Origin of the sequence: Streptomyces sp. NPDC020597 (genome assembly GCF_044335095.1) — a bacterium.
Classification (GTDB): domain Bacteria; phylum Actinomycetota; class Actinomycetes; order Streptomycetales; family Streptomycetaceae; genus Streptomyces.
Genome location: NZ_JBIRUL010000013.1, coordinates 136,278 through 155,006, shown reverse-complemented (window position 1 = coordinate 155,006; position 18,729 = coordinate 136,278). Strand labels below are relative to the sequence as shown.

The 18,729-nt window shown below is 74.4% G+C and carries 18 protein-coding genes; 11 read left to right on the top strand and 7 right to left on the bottom strand.

What is annotated here, in order from left to right; all coding sequences use genetic code 11:
- Positions 1-70 precede the first annotated feature (70 nt).
- The gene (locus tag ACH4ZA_RS23320; RefSeq protein ID WP_398431383.1) at positions 71-847 is read left to right on the top strand and encodes a GNAT family N-acetyltransferase; all 777 of its coding nucleotides are present in this window, start codon (positions 71-73) and stop codon (positions 845-847) included.
- A gap of 63 nt (positions 848-910) precedes the next feature.
- On the opposite strand, the gene ACH4ZA_RS23315 is transcribed toward ACH4ZA_RS23320, so the two are convergent.
- Positions 911-1,351 (bottom strand): SPW repeat protein, encoded by a 441-nt coding sequence (locus ACH4ZA_RS23315; RefSeq protein ID WP_398431382.1) that lies wholly within the window; start codon positions 1,349-1,351, stop codon positions 911-913.
- A 139-nt stretch (positions 1,352-1,490) separates the two neighbouring features.
- Between ACH4ZA_RS23315 and ACH4ZA_RS23310 the strand changes: the two genes are divergently transcribed.
- On the top strand, positions 1,491-2,588 hold the full coding sequence (locus ACH4ZA_RS23310; RefSeq protein WP_398431380.1) for a MerR family transcriptional regulator: 1,098 nt from the start codon (positions 1,491-1,493) through the stop codon (positions 2,586-2,588).
- 25 nt (positions 2,589-2,613) lie between these two features.
- Here the strand turns inward: ACH4ZA_RS23310 and ACH4ZA_RS23305 are convergent, their stop codons facing one another.
- Together ACH4ZA_RS23305 and ACH4ZA_RS23300 are read right to left on the bottom strand one after the other, a co-directional pair.
- A complete protein-coding gene (locus ACH4ZA_RS23305) occupies positions 2,614-3,987 on the bottom strand; it encodes a cryptochrome/photolyase family protein (RefSeq protein WP_398431378.1) in 1,374 nt (457 codons plus the stop codon).
- A 68-nt stretch (positions 3,988-4,055) separates the two neighbouring features.
- A complete protein-coding gene (locus ACH4ZA_RS23300; RefSeq protein ID WP_398431376.1) occupies positions 4,056-5,579 on the bottom strand; it encodes an SDR family oxidoreductase in 1,524 nt (507 codons plus the stop codon).
- A 126-nt stretch (positions 5,580-5,705) separates the two neighbouring features.
- Here ACH4ZA_RS23300 and ACH4ZA_RS23295 point away from each other — a divergent pair, with 126 nt between their 5' ends.
- Positions 5,706-6,215: a MarR family winged helix-turn-helix transcriptional regulator gene (locus ACH4ZA_RS23295; protein WP_398431374.1), complete on the top strand. Its 510-nt coding sequence runs from the start codon at positions 5,706-5,708 to the stop codon at positions 6,213-6,215.
- 111 nt (positions 6,216-6,326) lie between these two features.
- On the opposite strand, the gene ACH4ZA_RS23290 is transcribed toward ACH4ZA_RS23295, so the two are convergent.
- Positions 6,327-6,980: a hypothetical protein gene (locus tag ACH4ZA_RS23290; RefSeq protein WP_398431372.1), complete on the bottom strand. Its 654-nt coding sequence runs from the start codon at positions 6,978-6,980 to the stop codon at positions 6,327-6,329.
- 258 nt (positions 6,981-7,238) lie between these two features.
- On the opposite strand from ACH4ZA_RS23290, the gene ACH4ZA_RS23285 reads away from it, so the two are divergent.
- Together ACH4ZA_RS23285 and ACH4ZA_RS23280 are read left to right on the top strand one after the other, a co-directional pair.
- Positions 7,239-9,347 carry an MMPL family transporter gene (locus ACH4ZA_RS23285; protein ID WP_398431371.1) on the top strand — a complete coding sequence of 703 codons (2,109 nt, stop codon included), beginning with the start codon at positions 7,239-7,241 and terminating at the stop codon, positions 9,345-9,347.
- An 88-nt stretch (positions 9,348-9,435) separates the two neighbouring features.
- Complete coding sequence (locus ACH4ZA_RS23280; RefSeq protein WP_398431369.1) at positions 9,436-9,603, top strand: hypothetical protein; 168 nt, start codon at positions 9,436-9,438, stop codon at positions 9,601-9,603.
- Positions 9,604-9,657: 54 nt separating this feature from the next.
- On the opposite strand, the gene ACH4ZA_RS23275 is transcribed toward ACH4ZA_RS23280, so the two are convergent.
- Complete coding sequence (locus ACH4ZA_RS23275; protein ID WP_398431367.1) at positions 9,658-10,686, bottom strand: acyl-CoA dehydrogenase family protein; 1,029 nt, start codon at positions 10,684-10,686, stop codon at positions 9,658-9,660.
- 99 nt (positions 10,687-10,785) lie between these two features.
- On the opposite strand from ACH4ZA_RS23275, the gene ACH4ZA_RS23270 reads away from it, so the two are divergent.
- From ACH4ZA_RS23270 to ACH4ZA_RS23245, 6 genes are all read left to right on the top strand, one after another.
- Positions 10,786-11,136, top strand: a complete 351-nt coding sequence (locus ACH4ZA_RS23270; RefSeq protein WP_398431366.1) for a YciI family protein — start codon at positions 10,786-10,788, stop codon at positions 11,134-11,136.
- 3 nt (positions 11,137-11,139) lie between these two features.
- Entirely contained in the window at positions 11,140-12,333 is a 1,194-nt protein-coding gene (locus ACH4ZA_RS23265) for an RNA polymerase sigma factor (protein WP_398431365.1), read from the top strand.
- A gap of 271 nt (positions 12,334-12,604) precedes the next feature.
- Complete coding sequence (locus tag ACH4ZA_RS23260) at positions 12,605-13,933, top strand: aldehyde dehydrogenase family protein (protein WP_398431363.1); 1,329 nt, start codon at positions 12,605-12,607, stop codon at positions 13,931-13,933.
- A 286-nt stretch (positions 13,934-14,219) separates the two neighbouring features.
- Positions 14,220-15,140, top strand: coding sequence for an aldo/keto reductase (locus ACH4ZA_RS23255; protein WP_398431361.1), 921 nt, complete (start codon positions 14,220-14,222; stop codon positions 15,138-15,140).
- A gap of 567 nt (positions 15,141-15,707) precedes the next feature.
- Positions 15,708-16,106, top strand: a complete 399-nt coding sequence (locus ACH4ZA_RS23250; protein ID WP_398431360.1) for a VOC family protein — start codon at positions 15,708-15,710, stop codon at positions 16,104-16,106.
- Positions 16,107-16,127: 21 nt separating this feature from the next.
- Positions 16,128-17,198 carry an adenosine deaminase gene (locus ACH4ZA_RS23245; RefSeq protein WP_398431358.1) on the top strand — a complete coding sequence of 357 codons (1,071 nt, stop codon included), beginning with the start codon at positions 16,128-16,130 and terminating at the stop codon, positions 17,196-17,198.
- Here the strand turns inward: ACH4ZA_RS23245 and ACH4ZA_RS23240 are convergent.
- Positions 17,180-17,695 (bottom strand): DinB family protein, encoded by a 516-nt coding sequence (locus ACH4ZA_RS23240; protein WP_398431356.1) that lies wholly within the window; start codon positions 17,693-17,695, stop codon positions 17,180-17,182. The two genes, ACH4ZA_RS23245 and ACH4ZA_RS23240, sit on opposite strands and share 19 nt — an antisense overlap.
- Before the next feature lie 25 nt (positions 17,696-17,720).
- Positions 17,721-18,605: a LysR family transcriptional regulator gene (locus ACH4ZA_RS23235; protein ID WP_398431355.1), complete on the bottom strand. Its 885-nt coding sequence runs from the start codon at positions 18,603-18,605 to the stop codon at positions 17,721-17,723.
- Positions 18,606-18,729: the final 124 nt, after the last annotated feature.

Below are 18,729 nucleotides of genomic sequence, written 5' to 3'. Positions count from 1 at the left end.
TCGCCCGCGCCGGCCGCCCGCGTCCGTAATCGCGTTGTGCGGCTCCGCCCCGGAGTGTTGGGGTGGGCGCATGGATCATGCCGCGGTACTCGCACTGTACGACCGGGAGATGCGCGAAGGCGCACGTCCCGACAGCTCCGACGCACGGGTCGAACGGGTCGGGAACGTGGTCCGTCACCTCGGCGGCGCCGGCGGCTGGAACGGCGTTCTCTGGTCGGAGCTGGACCCTGCCGACGCCGACGCGGCCATCGCGCAACAGGTCGCCTTCTTCGCCGGGCTCGGCCGCGAGTTCGAGTGGAAGCTGCATGGGCACGACCGTCCGGGCGATCTCGGACAGCGGCTCAGGTCGGCCGGCTTCACGCCCGAGCCGGAGGAGACCCTGCTGATCGCCGAGACGGGCGAGCAGCTCGGCGACGTCCGGCCGCCCGACGGCGTCCGTATCGTGCCGGTCACCGACCGGGCGGGCGTGGAACTCATGGTCGAGGCCAACGAGAAGGCCTTCGGCCGGGACGGCTCCTGGCTGCGGGACCTGTTGCTGGCCCGCCTCGCCACCGACCCGGACACCCTCGTCGCCCTCGTCGCGCTGGCCGGGGACACGCCGGTGAGCTCGGCGCGGCTGGAGCTGGTCGAGGGGGCCGCGTTCGCCGGGCTGTGGGGCGGCGGCACGGTGGAGGGCTGGCGCGGTCGCGGCGTCTACCGGGCCCTGATCGCCCACCGCGCCCGTATCGCCGCCGACCGCGGCTACCGCTACCTCCAGGTCGACGCCTCCGACCTGAGTCGTCCCATCCTGGAACGCCTCGGCTTCACGGCGCTCACCACGACGACGCCGTACGTGTACGCGCCGTGAGGCGGCCGGTCCGCTCCGCCCCCTGCGGACCGGACCGGCCGCCTTCCGGGCGTGCAGCCCTCCCTACGGCTTCGGTGTGCTCTTCGCCGCCGTGGCGGTGCACAGCAGTCCCAGGACCAGCGCCAGGGCGCCGATGACGATGTTGTTCACCGCGACACCGGCGTCCGGGCTGTCGCCCACGACCCACGGCGCGATGATCATCCAGATCCCCGCCGCGCACATGGCCCAGCTCAGGCCGTACATACGGGCGGGAGCCGCGGTGAATCCGAGGCCCAGAAGGGCGATCGCGATGCCCACGATCAGGTTGTGGGTCATGAGCGCGGGCTGGCTGGCGGTGTAGTGGAGGATCCACGGGGACACGGCGCAGTACAGACCGAGCAGGAACACCGGTCCGTCCACGAGTGCCACATCACGACCACCGAGCATGCGCGCGTACCGCGCCTGCATCTCGGAAACGTCGGGGTGCGTCGACATGTCACCTCTGGTGGGCGAGACGTTGGCCATGGTTCGTCTCCTTCGACTTTCCGGCCTGACCGCTTCGCTGCGGTGTGCGGTATGTGCCGCGCATGTTCATTCTGCTCTTATTTGCTCCTTATGTGTAGAGGTCGCAGGGGTGGAGTGGCGCTTCTCGTATCGTCGGACCATGAGCGAGATCCCGAGCCCGGACGAGGCCGGACTGACGACCGGGGCGCTGGCCCGCCGGCTGGGCGTGGCGCCCACCACCCTGCGCTCCTGGGACCGTCGGTACGGCATCGGTCCCGTCGTCCGCGACGACGGGCGGCACCGGCGCTGGCGCCCGGGCGACGTGGCCGTACTGGAGGCGATGTGCCGGCTCACCGCGTCCGGCGTGCCCCCGGCGGACGCGGCCCGGGCGGCGAAGGAGGCCATCCGCCGGACGCGTCCGGGTCCGGCGGGCACGGACGCGGCGGGCACGGCCGCGGATCCGGATGCGGGCGCGGGCGCAGTTCCGGAGGACGCGGACCCGGACGCTTCGGACAGGGACGCGCGTCCGCCGGGCGTCGCAGGCCGGGACCGTCCGCCGGGCGACGGCGGGGCGCCGACGCGCGCGGACGACGCCCTCCTGCTCGGCGTCGACGTGCGCCACGAGTGCCGGGGGCTGGCCCGCGCCGCCGTACGGCTCGACGCGCCGGGCGTCGCGGAGCTCCTGGGCGCGGCTGTCGAACGCCACGGACTGATCGTCGCCTGGCAGGAGGTGATGGTCCCGACGCTGCACGCCGTGGGACGCAAGTGGGTCTCCTCCGGCGACCGGTACGTCGAGGTGGAGCACCTGCTGTCCTGGCACGTCTCCACCGTGCTGCGCCGCGCCGCCCGGGCCGCGGCGCCGCGGGAGGCGGCCGGTCGGCCGGGGCCCGTGGTGCTGGCCTGCGCGCCCGGCGAACAGCACAGTCTGCCGTTGGAGGCGCTCGACGCCGCGCTCGGTCAACTGGGGGTGCCCACCCGCATGTTCGGGCCGGCCGTGCCCGCCGAGGCGCTGGACTCGGCCGTCCGGCGGCTGGGTCCGGCCGCGGTCGTGCTGTGGGCCCAGGCGCGCTCCACCGCGAGTCTGCCGCTCGCCCGGCACATCGCGGACACGCGGTGGGGAGTCGCCGGGGCCCGGCGCGCCCCCGTGGTGGTGCTGGGCGGTCCCGGCTGGGCCGGACGCCCCGCGCAGGGCCTGCACCGGCCGACCGGACTGGCCGAGGCCCTGACGTTGCTGGCCGGGCTGTACGACACCGCCTGAGCGCGACCGCAGCGGCGCCGTTCGATCAGCGGCGCTCCCGGGCTCGCCGGAAGCGGTCGAGGCCCGCGGAGAGCTCGACGATCGGGTCCGGATAGTCGAGCTCCGCCCGGGCCGGGCCGGGCAGCTTCCACGGCTCGTGGATCCCGGGGGCCGCCACGTCCCGCAGTTCGGGCAGCCAGCGCCGCACGTACGCGCCGTCGGGGTCGTACCGCTTCGCCTGGGTGACGGGGTTGAGGACCCGGTTGGGGCGCGAGTCGGTGCCCGTGCCCGCCATCCACTGCCAGTTGAGCTGGTTGTTGGCCACGTCCCCGTCGACCAGCAGGTCCAGGAAGTGCCGGGCGCCGACGCGCCAGTCCACGTAGAGGGTCTTGGCGAGGAAGCTCGCGGTCAGCAGCCGGCCGCGGTTGTGCATCCAGCCCTCGTGCCGCAGCTGGCGCATCGCCGCGTCCACGATCGGGTAGCCGGTGCGGCCCGCCCGCCATGCCTCGACGTCCTCGCGCGCGGTGCGCTCCGAGCGCCAGCGGTCGTGCTTGGTGCGGTAGTCGGCGTGCGCCGCGCGGGGCCGTGCCGCCAGCACCTGACGGTGGAAGTCGCGCCAGGCGAGCTGGCGCACGAAGGCCTCGGCGCCGGGGCCGCCCGCCCGGCGCGCACGGTGCACGAGTTCCACCGGGGACAGCGTGCCGAAGTGCAGATGGGGGGAGAGCCGCGAGGTGGCGTCGCCGGCCAGGTCGTCGTGCCGGTCCTCGTAGGCGGCGACGCCCGACCGCAGCCAGGAGGCGAGCCGCCGGCGTCCCTGCGTCTCGCCGCCCTCCGCCAGGGCGGGAGACAGCCCCGACAGCTCTCCCCGGGAGGGAAGCTCCTCCGAGCCGACGCCGTCGGGGACCCGTACCGGGCCGGGGGCGCGCAGGGGGGTCCGCAGCCGCCGCTGCGACCAGTGCCGGAAGTACGGGGTGAAGACCGCGAAGTGGTCCGAGGACGACGGGACCACCGCTCCGGGGCCGACCGCCGTCGTCACCTCGTCGTGCACATGAAGCCGCACGCCCTGCGCCTCGAGCGCGGCCCGCAGCCGCTTCTCGCGCAGCCGTGCGTACGCGCTCACGTCGGCGGCCAGATGGACCTCGTCGGCGTCCGCCTCCCGAGCCGCCCTGCACACCTCGTCCACCACGTCGCCGGAGCGCAGCACCAGCCGGCCGCCCCGCTCGCGCAGCCCGGCGTCGAGGTCGCGCAGGCTGTCCGCGAGGAAGGCCAGCCGGTTGGGCGCCGCGAACCCCGCCGCGTCCACCGCCCGGTCGCGCACGAACAGCGGCACCACCTGACGTGACCCGTCGAGGGCCGCGCGCAGCGGCGGATGGTCGTGCAGACGCAGGTCGGCGGTGAACAGGACGACCGAGACGTTCATGAGGGGGCTCCGGTGCGAAAAGATCGGGGACGACGAAGAACTGCTGCCGGGCGGGCGGCGCACGCCGTTCAGCGCACGGGCGCGGGCTTCGGGGCGCCCGCCTGCGCCTCCGCCGCCCGGGCGATGTTGCGGGCCATGCCGCCGAAGACGACCGTGTGGAAGGGCGCCACACTCCACCAGTAGGCGTGGCCGAGGAGCCCGTGCGGGTGGAACAGGGCGCGCTGACGGAACCGGGTCCGGCCCTCGGGGTCCGTTCGCGCGTACAGCTCCAGCCAGGCCCGGCCCGGCAGCCGCATCTCCGCCCGCAGGCGCAGCAGCCGTCCGGGCTCGATCTCCTCGACCCGCCAGAAGTCCAGCGAGTCGCCCACCCGCAGCCGGGCGGCGTCCCGGCGGCCGCGGCGCAGCCCCACCCCGCCGACCAGCCGGTCGAGCCCGCCGCGGACGGCCCAGGCGAGCGGGAACGAGTACCAGCCGTTCTCACCGCCGATGCCCTCGATCACCCGCCACAGGGCGGCGCGCGGCGCGTCGACGGCGAGTTCCCGGTCGTCCGTGTACAGGCTGCCGCCGGCCCAGCCGGGGTCGGTGGGCAGCGGATCGCTGGGTGCGCCCGGCACCGAGGCGGACGACCAGCGGGTGGAGACCTGCGCGTCGCGGACCTTGCGCAGCGCGAGCCGGACCGCCTCGTCGAAGCCGATCGGATGCCCCGGCGGGTCGGGCACGTACCGGGCGATGTCGTGCTCGTGGCAGACCACCTCGTGCCGCAGCGACTCGGTGAGCGGCCGGGCGATCGACGCGGGCACCGGCGTCACCAGGCCGACCCAGTGGCTGGACAGGCCGGGGGTGAGCATCGGGACGGACAGGATGAGGCGACGCGGCAGCTCGGCGATCGCGGCGTAGCGGAGCATCATCTCGCGGTACGTCAGCACGTCCGGGCCGCCGATGTCGAAGGCCCGGCTGACGTCGTCCGGCATGGCGGCGCTGCCGACGAGCGCGCGCAGCACGTCGCGCACCGCGACGGGCTGGATGCGGGTGTGCACCCAGCTCGGGGTGACCATCACCGGCAGGCGCTCGGTCAGATAGCGCAGCATCTCGAACGACGCCGAGCCGGATCCGATGACGACCGCAGCCCGCAGGACCGTCGTCGGCGTCCCCGACGCCAGCAGGATGCGGCCCACCTCGGCCCGCGAGCGCAAGTGCGGCGAGAGCTCCCGTTCGGGCGCCCCGGCCGGGGTGAGACCGCCGAGGTAGACGATGCGACGGACCCCGGCGGCCCGGGCCTGTTCGCCGAAGATCCGCGCCGCCCGCCGGTCGGTCTCCTCGAAGTCGTCGCCCGTGCCCAGGGCGTGAACCAGGTAGTAGGCGACGTCCACGCCCCGCATCGCCGCCGCGACCGACGCGGCGTCCGTGACGTCGCCGCGCACGGCCTCGACGTCGCCCGCCCACGTGTGGTCGCGCAGCCGGTCGGGGGAACGGGCCAGACAGCGCACCCGGTGTCCGGCCGCGAGCAGCTCCGGGACCAGCCGCCCGCCGATGTACCCGGTCGCGCCGGTCACCAGGCTCAGCGGTCCCGTGCGGTCGCCCTGTGCGGTCATCAGTCCTCGGTCCTCCGTCTCGATGGCCCCTTGTCGATCGCTTCCACGCCGGGAGCCGTCATGGATGCGGGGACACCGGTTTGTGCGCACGATCGAGTGAGACGGGCGGCCGACTACGCTGATCGCGTGGCCACAGCGAACGACCGGGAACGCCCGGCGGCGGCACGGGAGTCCGAGGCGCTCCCGCACCCAGCCGACCTGCACGCCTTCGCCGTCCAGCTGCGGCGGATGAACGGCGGGATCAACCGGCTGGTGCACGGGTTCGCGGGCGAGCACGCCCTGCACGCCACCGACGTCCAGGCGCTCGCGGCGATCCTGGACGCCGAGGAGCCGATGACGCCGAAGCGGCTGCGCGAGCTCCTCGGACTGACCTCCGGCGCGGTCACCGCGTGCGTGGACCGGCTCGAACGGGCCGGGCACATCCGCCGGGTCCGGGAGAGCGCCGACCGCCGGGTGGTTCACCTGTACTACGCCTCCGACGCCCGGTCGGCGGCCCGCACCTACTTCCGTCCGCTGGCCGAGGCCACCGAGGCCGCACGGGCCCGCTTCACGGCGGACGAGCTGTCGGTCGTGGTGCGTTTCCTCGCGGCCCTCAACGAGGAGCTCGCCGGGAGCGTGCCGCCGCCGGCGCGCTGACCGGCCCGGCGGTACCGTCCGTGCGGCTCCCCACGACCGTGCGCGCTCTCACGGCCTTGCGGCCCCTCACGGCCTTGCGGCCCCCGTGACGGGCGGCTCGGCCGGGGAGGGCTAGGGAGCGTCCTGCGGCTCCTTCGGGCCGGCGGGCCGGGCGAGTGCGGTCAGGTCCGGGAGCAGGGCCGCCAGTCCCTCCAGCAGGGAGCCCATGTCCACCACGTCGGGCATCGGGTAGGCGAAGCACACCCCGGCCCCGTACAGCGAGACCGCCGGAGCGGCGAACCTCATGAGCCGCTCGGGCAGATCCGACGAGTAGAACCGCTCGACCGTCCCCGCCTGGTCGTCCTTGCTCATCGGCAGGTACGGAAGGCCCTCGCAGCGCAGGTTGAGTTCCGCCGCGCTCCAGTCGCGCTCGAGCCGGAGGAAGAGCCCGTCGCCGGGCAGGTCGAAGGACACGACGAGCCAGTGCCGCACGTCCCTGCGCCCGACCGGCTCCCAGAGTCTGGTGACGCCGACTCGGAGATCCCCGAGCGGGCCGGTCACGCCGGTGCCGTGGCGGGTGCGGAGCAGCCACGGGAAGTGCCCCGCGTAGCCGGTCCCGGGCGGCCCTTGCCCGTCGCTCGAGATGCGGCTCCAGCCGGGGCGTTGGGCGAGGACGCGCATGGCCCGGTCCGTTTTGTTCGCCCGGCGGGCGGTACGGGCGGCGAGTGTTCCGCCCACGACGAACGGGGCGATGAGGATGACCGAGAACATGATCCAGGGGAGCACCGCGGGCGACGTCCTTTCGCTCCGGCCGGGGTGGTGCGCGGGCTCGCATCCTCGCCCAGGCGGCCGGGCCGGCACATCGGTGGATCCACGTAGAGGACTGCGCGGACCTACGTCCGTCCGCACCGCATCCGCGCACCCGGCATCGACGGAAGCAGAGGCGCCGTCTACGATCACCAACTGACTCGATGATTGAGATTGTTCATCATCGAGATATATTGGCCGGCCGCCGCTGCCGCGGCCCCCGGAACCAGGAGAGCGATGCCCGCCACGCCCCGACGCGCCCGATGGCTCGTCCCCCTGCTGCTCGTCGCCGTCTGGCTCGGCGTCGGGGGCGCCCTCGGCCCCTTCGCCGGACGGCTCGGCGAGGTCGCCACCAACGATCAGGCGGCGTTCCTGCCGCGCAGCGCCGAGTCGACGGCGGTGATCGCCGCCCGGCGGGCGTTCCGCCAGGACGAGACGCTCCCGGCGATCGTCGTCTGGACGGGCGGCGAGGCCACGAGCCCGGCAGGCCGGCGGGCGGCGGCCGACCGGGCGCTCGCGCCGCTGGCCGACGCCCCGGAGGTGGCCGGCGAGATCCCGCCCGCCGTGCTCTCACGGGACGGGAAGGCGCTGGAGGGCGTGGTGCCGCTGCGTCCCGACCTCGGCGACGGCCTCGGGGCCGCCCTCGACCGCATCCGGGAGGCAGCCGAAGGCGTTCCCGGGACCACGGTCCGGCTGGCCGGCCCGGCCGCCGGCCAGGCCGACCTGGCGGACGCCTTCGCCGGCATCGACGGCCTGCTCCTCGGCGTGGCGCTGGCCACCGTGCTCGCCATCCTGCTGCTGGTCTACCGCAGCCTGCTGCTCCCGCTGGTGATCATCCTCGGGTCCGTCTTCGCGCTGGGCCTCGCGTGCGCGGTCGTCTACGCGCTCGCCGACCACGACGTCGTCCGCGTCGACGGGCAGGTGCAGGGCATCCTGTCGATCCTCGTGATCGGCGCGGCCACCGACTACTCCCTGCTGTTCACCGCCCGCTACCGAGAGGAACTCGCCGCGGGCGCGGACCGCCACACCGCCGGACGAGCCGCGCTGCGGCAGTCCTGGGGCGCCGTCACGGCCAGCGCCGCGACCGTCGCGCTGGGGTTGCTCGCCCTGCTGCTCAGCGACCTGACCAACAACCGGGCCCTCGGCCCGGTCGGCGCCATCGGCATCGGCTGCGCCGCCCTCGCCTCGCTCACCTTCGTGCCCGCCGTCCTCGTCGTCCTCGGGCGAGCCGCCTACTGGCCCGCGAAGCCCGCCCCCGCCGAGGGGCGCGGCGCGGGCGCCGGGATCTGGCACCGCGTCGCCGCACTCGTCGACCGGGCGCCGCGCCGCGTCTGGGCGGTGACCCTCGCCCTGCTGCTGGCCGGCGCCGCCTTCGCGCCGACACTGAGCTCGAAGGGCGTCCCCCTCGACGAGACCTTCGTGGACGACGCTCCCTCGGTCGCCGCACAGCAGACGCTGAGCAGGCACTTCCCGGGCGGCTCGGGCAACCCGGCGGTCGTCGTGGCCGACGCCGACCGGCTCGCGCAGGTGCTCGCCGCGGCCCGCACCACCGACGGCGTCGCCTCCGCGGCCGGGGTGAGCGCGTCCGGACGGCCCGGCGGGGCGCCGCTGGTGGTCGACGGCCGCGTCCGCGTCGACGTCACCCTCGCCTCGCCCGCGGACAGCGACGCGGCCAAGCGGACCGTGGTGCGGCTGCGCACGTCCCTGCACGCGGTTCCCGGCGCGAACGCCCTCGTCGGCGGCTACACCGCCCAGCAGGTCGACACCCGGCGCACCGCGGAACGAGACCGGACCCTCATCGTCCCCGTCGTGCTGGCCGTCATTCTGCTCATCCTCACGCTGCTGCTGCGCTCGCTGCTGCTGCCCGTGCTGCTCGTGGCCACCGTCGCGCTCAACTTCGCGGCCACGCTGGGCGTCTCGGCCCTGGTGTTCCGGCACGTCCTCGGTTTCGGCGGAACCGACCCCTCCGTGCCGTTGTACGGCTTCGTCTTCCTGGTCGCGCTGGGCGTCGACTACAACATCTTCCTGATGTCCCGGGTCCGCGAGGAGTCGCTGCGGCACGGGGTGCGCGAGGGCGTGCTGCGGGGGCTCGTCGCCACCGGCGGGGTGATCACCTCGGCCGGTGTGGTGCTCGCCGCGACCTTCGCCGCGCTCGGGGTCGTCCCGCTGGCCTTCCTGGTCCAGATCGCCTTCATCGTGGCCTTCGGCGTCCTCCTCGACACCCTCGTGGTCAGGTCGCTGCTGGTCCCCGCGCTCGTGCGGGACATCGGGGCCCGGGCGTGGTGGCCGGGCCGGCCGAGCCGCCCCCGCACGCCCGTCGAGGAGGACCGTTTCGCGCGGCTGTGAACATGCCCGCTCGGATCGCGGGAAGCCGGTTCGTGCACGAGTCGTCGGTCTCGGCGGTGTCCGTTTCGCTGTGGAGGTGTCTGCCGTCATGCACGCGAAGGTGTTGGAGAGGTTCCCCGCGGGAGCGCCGCGCGGATCGTGGCCCGCGGAGGAGTACGCGGCCCGCCGACGGGCCGAGGGCGAGCCTGCGACCGTCGTCATGGACCTGAAGTCGGACGCGTTCCTCGTCGTGGTCCCGGGAGCGGACGAGGACTGACCGGGCGTGCGCGGGGGCCGGCCCCGTCGTTTTGCGCCCGCGCCCCTCGCGGAGTCAGGCCGTCAGGGCGGCCAGCTGAGCCCGGCGCGACTCCCGGGTCTGGGCCTGGACCATGAGGAACAGCGCCTCGCGCGCGAGGCGCTGGGCGCGGTTCGTCAGCAGCATGGAGCGGCCTCCGCCCGCGACGACGGCCGCCGTGGTCGCCGTCTGAAGGACCGCGAAGGCCTGCGTCCGCAGGGCCAGTCGTTCCCCGAGGCACTCGTCGGGGGCCGCGCCGTCGGCGAGGGCGTAGGCCTCACTGCGGGTCGCGTCGAGGCGGCTGCGCAGCGGGGCCGCCGTCTCCTCGTCCAGCAGGGCCAGCGCCGCCCGCGCGACGCCGAAGACCGCGGGATTGGTGTTGACCGTCTTGCGGCGGTCGGCCGCCGACCAGCTTTCGTGCGCGGTGCGCACGACCACCGCCTCCGCCGGGAACCACAGGCCGTCCAGCTCCAGGGAGACCGTGCGGGCGGCCGTCAGCGCGGCCAGCCGCAGCGGGGCGGAGGCACGCAGGCCCGGCTGTTCGCGCGCCTCGGTGAACGCGAACAGGGCCTCGCCCGCCTCCGTCACCCCGGCCAGCAGCATGACGTCGTTCAGGCCCCAGCCCGTGTACCAGGGCACGGTCCCGTCGAAGCGCCAGCCGCCCCGCTCCCGCGTGGCCCGCACCGGAGTGCGCGGATACGCCCGCAGCTGGGCGTACGCCACGCCGGCCAGCAGCTCGCCGCCGGCCAGCCGGGGCAGCAGACGCTCGCGTTCCGGACTCTCGCTCCCGGCCAGCGCCTGCACCGGCGTGTGGTGCTGGGCCTGCACGAACCAGGTCGAGCAGCAGGCCCCGGCCAGGATCTCCGTCGTCTCCCGCACCACCGACGCGGGCGCCTCGGCGCCGCCGTACTCCCTCGGCGCGTTCACGCCCAGCAGGCCCGAGCGGCCGATCTCCGTCAGGTGGCCCCTCGGCACCTCCCCCTGGTCGACCTGCTCGGCGTGCGGGGTCAGCAGGTCGTCGGCGAGACGGCGGGCGCGGGCGACGAGCGGGTGCGGTGCGGTCATGGGCGGGATTCTTTCCCGGATCGCGGCGCGGGGTGTCGATCCGGGGGAGAGTCGTTCGTGTAGGAGGTGAGACAACGGCACGACGCCAAGGAGGACGTCATGAAGCACTACCTGCTCAGTGTGGTCCAGCCGACCGGCGGTGAACCGCCCGCCGCCGACGAGCTGGCCGAGATCATGGGCCGCGTGCAGGACTACAACGACGAGCTGCGTGCCGCCGGGGCCTGGGTCTTCGCCGGCGGTCTGCACGGTCCGGAGACGGCCACCGTGCTGCGGCCCGAGAACGGCGAGGTGCTCATCACCGACGGGCCGTACGCCGAGGGGAAGGAGTACCTCGGCGGGCTCTGCCTGATCACCGCCGCCGACCTCGACGAGGCCCTGGAGTGGGGGCGCAAGGCCGCGCTCGCCACCACGCTGCCGATCGAGGTCCGCCCGTTCGTGGACAGTCACTGACCCATGGCGGACGCCACGGGGGTCGAGGCCGTCTTCCGCGCGGAGTACGGCCGGGCCGTCGCCGTCCTCGTCCGCTTCCTGGGCGACATCGACCTCGCCGAGGAAGCGGTCCAGGACGCCTTCGCCACGGCCGTGCACCGCTGGCCGCAGACCGGGGCGCCGCCCGCCCCGGCCGGCTGGATCATCACCACCGCCCGTAACAGGGCCGTCGACCGGCTGCGCCGGGAGTCCACCCGGCACGCCCGTCAGACCGAGGCGGCCCTGCTGCACGCCGCCGACCCGCCCGTGGAGGAGGGCCCCGTGCGCGACGACCGGCTCCGGCTGATCTTCACCTGCTGTCATCCCGCACTGTCCCCGCAGGCACAGGTCGCCCTGACCCTGCGGCTCCTCGGCGGGCTCACCACCGCCCAGATCGCCCGGGCCTTCCTCGTCCCCGAACCGACCATGGCCCAGCGACTGGTCCGCGCCAAGGCGAAGATCCGGGACGCGCGCATCCCGTACCGCGTACCGCGCGACGCGGATCTGCCCGATCGGCTGAGCGGCGTCCTCGCCGTCGTGTACCTGGTGTTCAACCAGGGATACGAGGGTGAGGCGGGCCTGTGCGCGGAGGCGGTGCGGCTCGGCAGGCTCCTCGTGGAGCTGATGCCGGACGAGCCGGAGGCCGTCGGCCTGCTGGCGCTGATGCTGCTGGTCGAGTCCCGTCGGGACGCACGCGTGGACGCCGACGGCACGCTCGTGCCGCTGCCCGAGCAGGACCGCGACCGGTGGGACCGCGCACTGATCGCCGAGGGCCAGGCGCTGGTCCGCCGCTGCCTGCGCCGCGACCGGCCCGGGCCGTACCAGATCCAGGCCGCCGTCCAGGCCGTCCACAGCGACGCGCCGGCCGCCGACGCCACCGACTGGGGGCAGATCCTGCGCCTGTACGACCAGTTGACGGCCCTCGCCCCGAGCCCGGTCGTGGCCCTGAACCGGGCGGTCGCCGTGGCCGGGACCCAGGGCCCGCGCCAGGCGCTCGACCTCGTGGACGCGCTGGACCTGCACGGCTACCGCGTCTGGCACGCCGTCCGCGCCGACCTGCTGCGCCGGCTGGACCGCACGGCCGAGGCCGGACGGGCCTACCGGGCGGCTCTCGCGCTGAGCGAGAGCCCGGCGGAACGCGCCTTCCTCGAACGGCGGCTGCGTGAGCTCGCCCACTGACGCGATCCGGGACGGCGGTCGGGAAGGGGGCGGACGGCGCTCCGGAAGAGGGGTTCGGACGGCGGTCCGACAGGGCGGTCCGGGGCGGCAGGCCGGCGAGGGGCGAGGGGGTGGCTCGCGGGAGGCCCACGGGGTGGCTCGGCAGAGCGCGGAGGGAGCGGCGGTCCGCGGGAATGTATTTTGACTCCCGAAAGGTTGGCATATACATCGAGCTGACCGCTCGTCCGACGACCCAGGGCCCGCAAGGGCCCGCACACCCCAGCGAGGCACGATGACCACCGCCGCCACCACTCCCGAGCAGCCCGCCGACGTCGTGGCCCGGCTGCGAGCCGCCTTCCGCACCGGCCGCACCAAGCCCGTCGCCTGGCGCACGGACCAGTTGCGCCGCCTGCGCCGGATGCTCACCGATCAGGGAGCGGAGCTGGCCGCCGCGCTCCACGCCGATCTCGGCAAGAGCTCCACCGAGGCCTACCGCACCGAGATCGACTTCACGGTCCGGGAGATCGACCACACCCTCGAGCACCTCGACGGATGGCTGCGCCCCGAGCCGACCCCGGTCCCCGCCCACCTGGGCGCCGACGCGCGCGCCTGGACCCAGTACGACCCGCTCGGCGTCGTCCTCGTCATCGCCCCGTGGAACTACCCCGCCCAGCTCCTGCTCGCCCCGCTGGTCGGCGCCCTCGCCGCAGGCAACGCGGTGGTCGTCAAGCCCAGCGAGCTCGCCCCCGCCACCTCCGCCGCCCTGGCCCGTCTGCTGCCGACGCACCTCGACACCGAGGCGGTCGCGGTCGTCGAGGGCGGCGTCCCGGAGACCACGGCCCTGTTGCAGGAGCGGTTCGACCACATCTTCTACACCGGCAACGGCGTCGTCGGCCGCGTCGTGCTGCGCGCCGCCGCCGAGCACCTCACTCCGGTCACCCTCGAACTGGGCGGCAAGTCACCGGCGTTCGTCGACCGTGACGCCGATCTCGTCGTCGTCGCCGATCGGCTGGCCCGCGGCAAGTTCCTCAACGCCGGGCAGACCTGCGTCGCCCCCGACTACGTCCTCACCGACCCCGAGACGGCCGCCGCCCTCGAGCCGCTGCTGGCGCGGGCGGTCGAGAGCGTCTACGGGGCCGACCCGCAGACCTCCGGCGAGTACGGCCGCATCGTCAACGAACGCCACTTCGACCGGCTCGTCGGTCTGCTGGGCTCCGGCCGCGTCGTGGTCGGCGGCGGCACGGACCGTGCGGACAAGTACCTCGCGCCGACCGTGCTCGCCGACGTCGACCCGAAGTCGCCCGTCATGCAGGAGGAGATCTTCGGCCCGATCCTGCCGATCGTCACCGTCGACGGCCTGGACGCTGCCATCGGCTTCATCAACGACCGCGACAAGCCCCTCGCCCTGTACGTCTTCACCGACTCCGAGGACACCCGCGGCCGGATCGCCGCCGAGACCTCCTCCGGCGGTCTCGGCCACGGCCTGCCCCTGGCCCATCTCACCGTCTCCGACCTACCGTTCGGCGGAGTGGGCGCGAGCGGCATGGGCAGCTATCACGGGCGCTACTCGATCGAGACGTTCAGCCACCGCAAGGCCGTCCTGGAGAAGCCCCTGCACTGACCGCCTGCCGTCGACCGCCCGGCCCGTCGACCGCCCGGCCCGTCGACCGCCCGGCCCGTCGGCCGCGCGGGCCGACCCCGCGCGGGCCGGTCCGTCACACGCGGGGTCGGCCGGTCACACGGCTCGGTCCGTCCCACGGCTCGGGTCCGTCACACGGCCGTCCGCGCGGCCGAACGGGCTTCGCCGGCCCGTTCACATGGCGGCAGGAGACCCCGCGGCCCGTGGTGTCGACGACGGTCCGGACCGTCCCCCTTCCGGCATCCGCCGGGCGTGCGAAACTGCACGGATGACCATCGGAGCGATCACCGCGCAAGCCGCGGGCAGTTGGAGCGTCGGCGGCCATCCGGTCAGCCGCGTCGGATTCGGCGCGATGCGGCTGACGGGAAGTGCCGCCTTCCACCTCGGCACGTCGAGCGACCGCTCGCGCTCGATCGCCGTGCTGCGCAGGGCGATCGACCTCGGCGTCGACCACATCGACACCGCGGCCTTCTACTTCTCCGCACTGCGCTCCGCGAACGAACTCATCAACAGCGCGCTCTCCCCCTACCCGGAGGAGCTGCTCATCGCCACGAAGGTCGGCCCGTTCCGCGACTACCGGGGCGAGTGGGGCACCTCGGCCCGGCCCGAGGACCTGCGCGCCCATGTCGAGGAGAACCTGCGCCAACTCGGCCGCGACCATCTCGACCTCGTCTACCTGCGCCGGACGGGGCAGGAGTCGATCGCCGAACACTTCGGCGCGCTGGCCGAGTTGCGCGAGGCCGGCCTGATCCGTCACCTCGGTCTGTCCGTCGTCCGGCCCGAGCATCTCGCCGAGGCCCAGGCCATCGCCCCGGTGGTGAGCGTGCAGAACCGGTTCGGACTCGGTGACCACGATCCCGTGAACGAAGAGCTCATGCGGCTCTGCGGCGAACAGGGCATCGCCTTCGTCCCGTTCTTCGCCATCGCCGGCGACGCGGGCCCCGGCGGTGCGACCGCCGCCCACGACGACGAGGTGCTCGCCGTCGCCCGGGCGCACGGTGCGACGCCGGCGCAGGTCCGGCTCGCCTGGACCCTCAGCCGGGGCCCGCACGTCCTCGCCATCCCGGGCACGGGGAACCCCGACCACCTCGTCGAGAACGTGGCGGCGGGGGCGCTGCGCCTCGCCCCGGAGGAGCTGGACCGTCTGAACACGGCCCACCGCAGGACCGCCGAGCCGCCCACCCCCTGACCCTGACCCCCGTCCCGCCGAGCCGCCCACCCCCTGACCCTGCCCCCTGCCCCCGACCCCCGTCGCCCGTCCCGCCCACCCGCTGTCCGCCGCCTGCCTCGCCGTTGCCGCTCCGGCGAGCTGTCCGCCGCCTCCTTCGCGGCCGCCGTCCCGGTCGTGAGGCCCGCCGGGTGGCTCCGGGTGATCGGACCGGACGGGCTGCCTGCCATCCGGTGGGACGCCCGCCGTCGGCCCACGGTGATCGGACCGGACGGGCCGTCCGCCGTCCACCCCCGCGGCCGTCCGCCGCACACCCCCGGGCCGCCGCCCCGGCGGCCCGCCCGCCGCCTGACCCCTGCCCGTCGCGCCTGCGGAGCGCTTGCCCGCCAGCCGCCAGCCGCCAGCCGCCAGCCGCCGGCCGCCCCCGTCCCCGGCCGGGGCGGTCGGCCTCGCCGGGTGCGATCCGGTGCGCACGGGGGAGACTGGCGTGCGCGAGGTTTTACGTATAACCTCACCCGTCTGTCGCCCCTCCGGCAAGACTTCCGCCGGCGTCGCCGTCCCTGCCCCGGTGCTCCCCGAAAGGCCCCGATGAGTCGTATCGCCCTGGTCACCCTCGTCGTCGACGACTACGACGAGGCGATCCGCTTCTATACCGAGGCGCTCGGATTCCGGCTCGTCGAGGACGAGCCGCGGCCCGGCGGAGCGCGCTGGGTCGTCGTGCGGCCCGGGGACGGTCAGGACGGCACAGGGCTGCTGCTCGCCCTGGCCAAGGGTGAGGGGCAGCGCGCCCGTGTCGGAGACCAGACCGGCGGCCGCGTCGGGTTCTTCCTGCACACCGACGACTTCGCCGGCGACCACGCCCGGATGCTCGCTGCGGGGGTGACCTTCCTGGAAGAGCCCCGTCACGAACCCTACGGATCCGTCGCCGTCTTCCAGGACCTGTACGGAAACCGCTGGGACCTGCTCCAGCCCGCCGCCACCGACTGACCCGAGAAAGACACCACGCACATGACCGCGCCCCGCATCGACATCGACACCCTTCGCCGGCTCCCCAAGGCCGTCCTGCACGACCACCTCGACGGCGGACTGCGCCCCGCGACCGTCGTCGAACTGGCGGCGGAGGCCGGCCACGCCCTGCCCACCACCGACGCCGACGAGCTCGCCGCCTGGTACGTCGAGGCCGCCGACTCGGGCGACCTGGTGCGCTACATAGCCACCTTCGAGCACACCCTCGCCGTCATGCAGACCCGCGAGGGCCTGCTGCGCACCGCCGAGGAGTACGTCCTCGACCTGGCGGCGGACGGCGTCGTCTACGGCGAGGTCCGGTATGCCCCCGAGCTGATGCTCAAGGGCGGGCTGGCGCTCGCCGAGGTCGTCGAGACGGTCCAGGAGGGCCTCGCCGCCGGCATGGCCAAGGCCGCCGCCGCGGGAACCCCCGTCCGGGTCGGTACCCTGCTCTGCGGCATGCGCATGTTCGACCGCACCCGGGAGACCGCCGACCTCGCGGTCGCCTTCCGGGACGCCGGCGTCGTCGGCTTCGACATCGCCGGCGCCGAGGACGGCTTCCCGCCCGCCGACCACCTCGACGCCTTCGCGCACCTGCGTCGCGAGAACGTGCCCTTCACCATCCACGCCGGCGAGGCCCACGGCCTGCCCAGCATCCACCAGGCGCTCCAGGTGTGCGGCGCCCAGCGCATCGGGCACGGCGTGCGGATCACCGACGACATCGTGGACGGCAAGCTCGGCCGCCTCGCCGGCTGGGTGCGCGACCGCCGGATCGCCCTGGAGATGTGCCCGACGTCCAACCTCCAGACCGGCGCCGCCACCTCGATCGCCGAGCACCCGATCACCGCCCTGAAGGACCTCGGCTTCCGCGTCACCCTGAACACGGACAACCGTCTGGTCTCCGGCACCACGATGACCGGCGAGATGGCGCTGCTCGTCGAGCACGCGGGCTGGGGCGTCGAGGACCTGCGCACGGTCACGGTGAACGCCCTCAAGAGCGCGTTCATCCCGTTCGACGAGCGCACCGCCCTCATCGAGGACGTGGTCCTGCCGGGTTACGCCGCCGCGCTCTGAAGCAGCCCTCGCAGGTAGGCGGCCTGTCCGACGTGCTGCAGGTCGTCGGACAGGACGCTGACCAGCCGGACGCCCAGGGTGACCGGCGGATCCCAGCGCTCGTCCACCACGCGCTCCAGGTCGGCGGCGGTCAGCGTGCGCAGCGCCTGGACGCTCTGCGCGTGCACGGCGTCGTGGTAGCCGGTCAGCAGCCCGGCGTCGCGCACGTGCACCTCGGCGACCTGGGCGGCGCTGTGCCCGTACCCGGTGTCCTCGGGCGGCAGGTCGAGGCCGAACCGTTTCTCCCAGCCCTGGGCCAGCCACACCTGGTCGAGCCCGAAGGCTTCGGCCAGATGGTCGTCCTGGACCCGGCTGAGGTGCCAGACGAGCCAGGCGACCGAGTTGGCCCCGGCCGCGGGCCGGCTGTTGAGCGCGTCGGGGTCCAGGCCCCCGACGGCGGCGCGGACCTCTTCCTGGATGCGGTTGTACCCGTCGATGAGGACGTCCTTCGCATGCATACGTCCACCATCGCCCAGCGGACGCTCACGCGCCCCCTGTTTCCAGCAGCCCCATGAGCGCCCGGGCCGCCGGACTGGTCGCCCGGGCCGGCGGCAGCAGGGCCACCGTCTCGTAGGCCGCCTCGCCCGCGCCGGCGAGGGCGACGGCGGCGAGGGATTCGCGCTTGTGCCGGAAATGACGCGGCACCACGGCGACGCCGAGGTTCTCGTCCACCAGGTCCAGCAGACTGTGCACGTCGTTGACCTCCAGGGCCACCGTGCGGTGCACCCCCGCCCCGGCGAACGCGGCGTCGGTGGCGCTGCGCGGCCCCCAGTCCGGGTGGAAGTCGACGAACACCTCGCCGGCCAGATCCCGGGGCGTGAGGGCCGCCGACGCTCCCGCGAGGCGATGGTCGGGGTGGCACAGCACGTACATCGGCTCGGCCGCCAGCGGGACGCAGCGCAGCTGGTCGGTGTCGGTCTGGGTGCGGTAGGCGAACGCCAGGTCGAGCCGGCCGGCCGCCACCTCCTCGCCGAGCGCGCCCGAGCCGGTCTGCCGCAGCCGGATCTCCACGTCCGGGTGACGCCGCCGGAACGCCGCCAGCAGCCCCGCCACATGCACCCCGGCGATGCACTGCTCGGTGCCCACGGAGAGGGTGCCGCGGACCACGCCCTGCACGGCGGCGACCGCCTCGTGGGCCGCCCGCACCTGTGCCAGGACGCGCTCCGCCTCGCCGAGCAGCGCCCGGCCCGCCTCGGTCAGCGTCACCCGCCGGGTGGTCCGCACGAAGAGCGGGGCGCGCAGCTCGCGCTCCAGGGACCGGATCGACGCCGACAGGCCGGACTGGGAGACCATCAGGCGTTCGGCGGCCCGGGTGAAATGCTGGTCCTCGGCGACCGCTACGAAGTGCTGGAGGTGGCGCAGTTCCATGATTGAGAAGCGTATCCGCTGAATCTCATCGGATTCTTCTGTTGGACCACTGCCCGCAGGTGGAGCCAGAGTGGGTAGCGGTCCACGGGAGTGATCTTCCCGGACCCGATCGTCGTGCCAACCC